Source organism: uncultured Methylobacterium sp. (assembly GCF_964251405.1).
Lineage (GTDB): Bacteria > Pseudomonadota > Alphaproteobacteria > Rhizobiales > Beijerinckiaceae > Methylobacterium.
On record NZ_CAXUJR010000025.1, the window covers coordinates 1 to 4100 of the forward strand.

Here is a 4100-nt window from a genome sequence, read left to right on the forward strand (position 1 = left end):
GCGCTCGCGCCATTGCGCCAGTTGCTGACCTGGACGGCGCCGCTGTTGACAACAGGCACCACCGGGCTGTTTCCGAAGGGTCGTGACGTCGATGCGGAATTGACCGCAGCCGCGCAAGAGTGGAGATTCGTCTACGATTTGGTGCCTAGCCGGACCGAGTCGGACGCGCGGATCGTCCGCGTCACCGCCCTCTCCCGCGTGGAAACATGACGAACCCTCCGACGTCCCTGTCCGGCCAAAGGTCGGACCGACCCTTGCGCATCCTCGCCCTTGCCAATCAGAAGGGCGGCGTCGGCAAGACCACGACGGCGATCAATCTCGGGACGGCGCTGGCAGCCATCGGCGAGCGCGTGCTGGTGATTGATCTCGATCCCCAGGGCAATGCTTCGACCGGCCTCGGCATCGACAGGCGCTCGCGCAAGATCTCGACCTACCATGTGCTCGCCGGCGAGGCGTCGCTCGCCGAGGCGGTGGTGCCGACCGCGGTACCGCGCTTGCTCGTCGCTCCATCGACGATGGACCTGCTCGGGCTGGAGATGGAGATGGCGAGCGCACCCGATCGTGCCCATCGCCTGCGCCAGGTTCTCAAGGGCGTCGGCGAGCCTGGGGCGACGGAGGGCATCACCTACATCCTCATCGATTGCCCGCCTTCGCTGAACCTTCTCACCATCAACGCGCTGGCGGCATCGGACGCCGTGCTGGTGCCGCTCCAATGCGAGTTCTTCGCTCTCGAAGGTCTCAGCCAATTGCTGCGCACGGTCGAGCAGGTCCGGGGCGCGCTCAACCCACGCCTGACCATCCAGGGCATCGTGCTCACCATGTTCGACCCGCGCAACAACCTCTCGGCTCAGGTCGTCGCCGACGTGCGCAGCTTCATGGGCGACAAGGTCTACGAGACGATGATCCCGCGTAATGTCCGGGTCTCGGAAGCACCGTCGCATGGCAAGCCGGTGCTGCTCTACGACCTGAAATGTGCCGGTTCCCAAGCCTATCTGCGCCTCGCCTCGGAGATCATCCAGCGAGAGGGACGGTTGCCGCAGGCAGCTTAAACTATTGATATCGTAGAGTAAAAGGAAACAGATCGGGTGGCGATGGCGGATGATGTGGTGCGGCCCCGGCTCGGTCGCGGCCTTGCGGCCTTGATCGGCGATTTCGGCGACGAGGCCGGTGACGCCAACAAGAACCATGCCCAGCGCAAGGTCGCGGTGGAGTTCCTGCGTCCCAATCCCCGCAACCCGCGTCGGCGTTTCAACGACCCGGAGCTCGACGAGCTCGCAGCCTCGATCAAGGTCCGCGGCGTCATCCAGCCGATCGTGGTGCGGGCGCTCGCAGGCGTTCCGGACACCTACGAGATCGTCGCAGGCGAACGCCGGTGGCGCGCTGCCCAGCGTGCGGGACTGCACGAGGTGCCTGTCGTCACGGTGGAGATCGACGATCGCACGTCGCTCGAATACGCCATCCTCGAGAACGTGCAGCGGGCCGATCTCAACGCTATCGAGGAAGCGGCTGGCTACGAGCGGCTGATGAGCGAGTTCAGCTACAATCAGACCGAACTCGCCGAGATCCTCGGCAAGAGCCGCAGCCATCTCGCCAACACGCTCCGTCTCCTCCAGCTCTCGGCGCCCATTCAGGAGAGGGTGATCGCCGGCGAGATCACGGCCGGCCATGCCCGCGCATTGCTCGCGGTCAAGGACCCGGAGGCGGTCGCCCGACGGATTGTCGCGGAGGGGCTGTCGGTCCGCGAGGTCGAGGCCTTGGCGTCTGCCGAAGCCCAGAACGGGGAAGCCCTGCGGCCGGGCCGCCCGAGGAAATCGGCCGAGGCGGAGACGGCAAATCGCTCCCTCGAACAGGCGATGGCGCGGGCGCTGGGCGTGCGGGTCTCCCTCAAGGCGAAGGGAACGGGTCCCGGTGAGATCCGCATCCGTTATGAGACCGAGGCCGAGCTCGACGGGCTGTGCCGCCGTTTCAAGGTCTCGCTCGAGACCTGATTCACCGTCATCGCCGGCGCGCGGCTTCTCCGGCGATCCGCAGCAGGGCGTCGGACGCGTGGGAATGGGCGAGCTCGGGATGTGACCGCCGGCAGGCCAGCACGCCCTCCTGCAGCAGCTGCAGGGCGTGCCTCAGGGATGCCGGCGACCAGCGTGCCAGTTGGGTCTCGACGATCGCCTTGCGGCGGAAATGCAGCCCTCGCCAATTCGCCACCATGGCACTGGGACTTTGATCCTCGCCGGACAGACGCGTGGCGAGCAGGGCGAGGGCGTGCCGGAGGGCGCTGCCGAGCATCACCGAGGGGTCCATGCCTTCGTGCCGGAAGCGTCGATAGTCTCGCTCGACGCCGGCGCTGTGCCCGGCGAAGGCGGCATCGATGAGGGTGTTGAGCACGCTGCCGGCGACGTCGCTGACGACCGCCTCGACGTCGTCGAGGCCGACGCTGTCCTGACCGCGGGCGAAGAGCGTGAGCTTCTCGATCTCCGACAGGCTGGCGCGACGGTCGCCGCCGAGGCTGGCAGCCAGGACCTCGCGGGCTTCCCGTGCGATGCGCAGCCCGCTGTCCTGAAGCGTGCGGTCGATGAGGTCGGCCAATGCCCGTTCGTCGTCGGGGTAGCAGGGGAGGGCGAGTGCCTTGAGTGAGCGCTCGCACAAGGTCCGCAACGGAGCGGATTTCGCCAGGTCCCCTGCCTCCACCACCACACGGGTGTCGACCAAGGTCTCGCCCAGCACGGCCTCGACGGCCGGCGCGTAGTTCCGGCTGCCGGCGCGCACCCAGATGGTACGGGTACCGCCGAACAGTCCTACGGTGCCGGCCTCGTCGACGAGGCGCCCGGCATCCTGCACGAGAGCATCGCCATCGATCTTGACCAGGGCGAACGGATCGCCCGGATCGGTGACGAAGCCCTCCGCGAGACGCTTGGCACGGTCGAAGACGAGACCGGTATCGGGCCCGTACAGCAGGATGACGGCGATGCGCGAATCGGGCCCACGCCGGATCAGTCCCTCGACCTCATGGGCTTTGACGACCGTCATCGCGCGACCGGAGCCAGGAACCGGTTCAGGGCTTCGTCACCAGCACGGAGGCGAGACGGGTCTGGATCTGCTCGGCAAGCACCTTGGCGAGGCGGATCTCGGCATCACGGGCGGCGCGCAAGGATGCGAAGCGCTGCACCGAGCGGTCGTAGGTCGCGGTCGAGGTTGCCACACCCTCCGAGATGATCTTGATGCCGTCCAGGGTCTCCAGAGAGTATTTCACGGTGCCGATGATCGTGCCGGCCTCGGCGCGTCCGGTGGTGGAGGACACGATCGGCGTCTGCACCGTCTCGCTGCCCTGCATCCTCAGGCGGTAGCGCTTGGGCGAAGGCGCGCCGGACCCGTCGAGATTGAAGATCAACTCGCTGCGCAGGTAGTGACCGATGCGCTCCTGTCCCTGCGCCATGCTGACGTCGTCGACCTGAACCGCGGCCAGCAGCGCCACCATCGACTCGCCCGAGGCGGTGGGTCCGTAGAGAGGACGGAAACAGGCGGACAGGTTGAGTGACAGGGCGCCGACGAGGCCGAGGCGCAACGCCTGCTTCATTGCCGCCCGATGTGCCAACCGCATCATGCCCGCACTCGCCTGCCCAAAATCCCGTCGTGCCGCTCCACCGTCGTCGCGGAGACTGCGTCACCCGTATACGCGTCAAGCTTTACAATTCCAGTGCGGCGGGACGACGGCGGTCGGATCACGCGACAAGGTTCACGATACGGCCCGGCACGACGATCACCTTGCGCGGCGTTCGCCCCTCAAGAGCCTTCTGAACGGCCTCCGAGGCGAGGACGAGAGACTCGACGGTCTCCGGGTCGGCCCCGCCCGGAACGGTGACGTCGGCGCGCTTCTTCCCGTTGATCTGGACCGGCAGGGTGATCTCGTCCTCGACGAGGAGGGAGCGGTCGACGTTCGGCCAGGACGCTTGCGCCGCTAGGCCTTCGCCCCCCAGGGCCGACCAGCATTCCTCGGCCAGATGCGGCATCATCGGGGCGATGAGCTGAACCAGGATACCTCCGGCTTCCCGGGCGACCGAGCGCGAGAGGCCACCCTTCAGCGCCTCCTCGAGCGCATTGGCGAG

The 4100-nt window shown here is 67.2% G+C and carries 5 protein-coding genes and 1 pseudogene; 3 read left to right on the forward strand and 3 right to left on the reverse strand.

Annotated elements, in window-relative coordinates:
• The 3 genes and pseudogenes from ACFE7U_RS06920 to ACFE7U_RS06930 form a co-directional block, all read left to right on the forward strand.
• Positions 1–210 (forward strand): annotated as a pseudogene (locus ACFE7U_RS06920) (16S rRNA (guanine(527)-N(7))-methyltransferase RsmG); the annotation flags it as partial.
• Positions 207–1049 carry a ParA family protein gene (locus ACFE7U_RS06925; RefSeq protein WP_375408999.1) on the forward strand — a complete coding sequence of 281 codons (843 nt, stop codon included), beginning with the start codon at positions 207–209 and terminating at the stop codon, positions 1047–1049. The pseudogene ACFE7U_RS06920 and the gene ACFE7U_RS06925, both read left to right, overlap by 4 nt.
• Before the next feature lie 42 nt (positions 1050–1091).
• Complete coding sequence (locus tag ACFE7U_RS06930; protein WP_375409000.1) at positions 1092–1988, forward strand: ParB/RepB/Spo0J family partition protein; 897 nt, start codon at positions 1092–1094, stop codon at positions 1986–1988.
• Positions 1989–1995: 7 nt separating this feature from the next.
• Here the strand turns inward: ACFE7U_RS06930 and holA are convergent, their stop codons facing one another.
• The 3 genes from holA to ACFE7U_RS06945 all read right to left on the reverse strand — a co-directional run.
• Positions 1996–3024 carry a DNA polymerase III subunit delta gene (gene holA, locus ACFE7U_RS06935; RefSeq protein ID WP_375409001.1) on the reverse strand — a complete coding sequence of 343 codons (1029 nt, stop codon included), beginning with the start codon at positions 3022–3024 and terminating at the stop codon, positions 1996–1998.
• 25 nt (positions 3025–3049) lie between these two features.
• On the reverse strand, positions 3050–3571 hold the full coding sequence (lptE, locus tag ACFE7U_RS06940; RefSeq protein WP_375409034.1) for an LPS assembly lipoprotein LptE: 522 nt from the start codon (positions 3569–3571) through the stop codon (positions 3050–3052).
• A gap of 145 nt (positions 3572–3716) precedes the next feature.
• The coding region (locus ACFE7U_RS06945) for a class I tRNA ligase family protein (RefSeq protein ID WP_375409002.1) at positions 3717–4100 on the reverse strand (384 nt) is incomplete at its 5' end.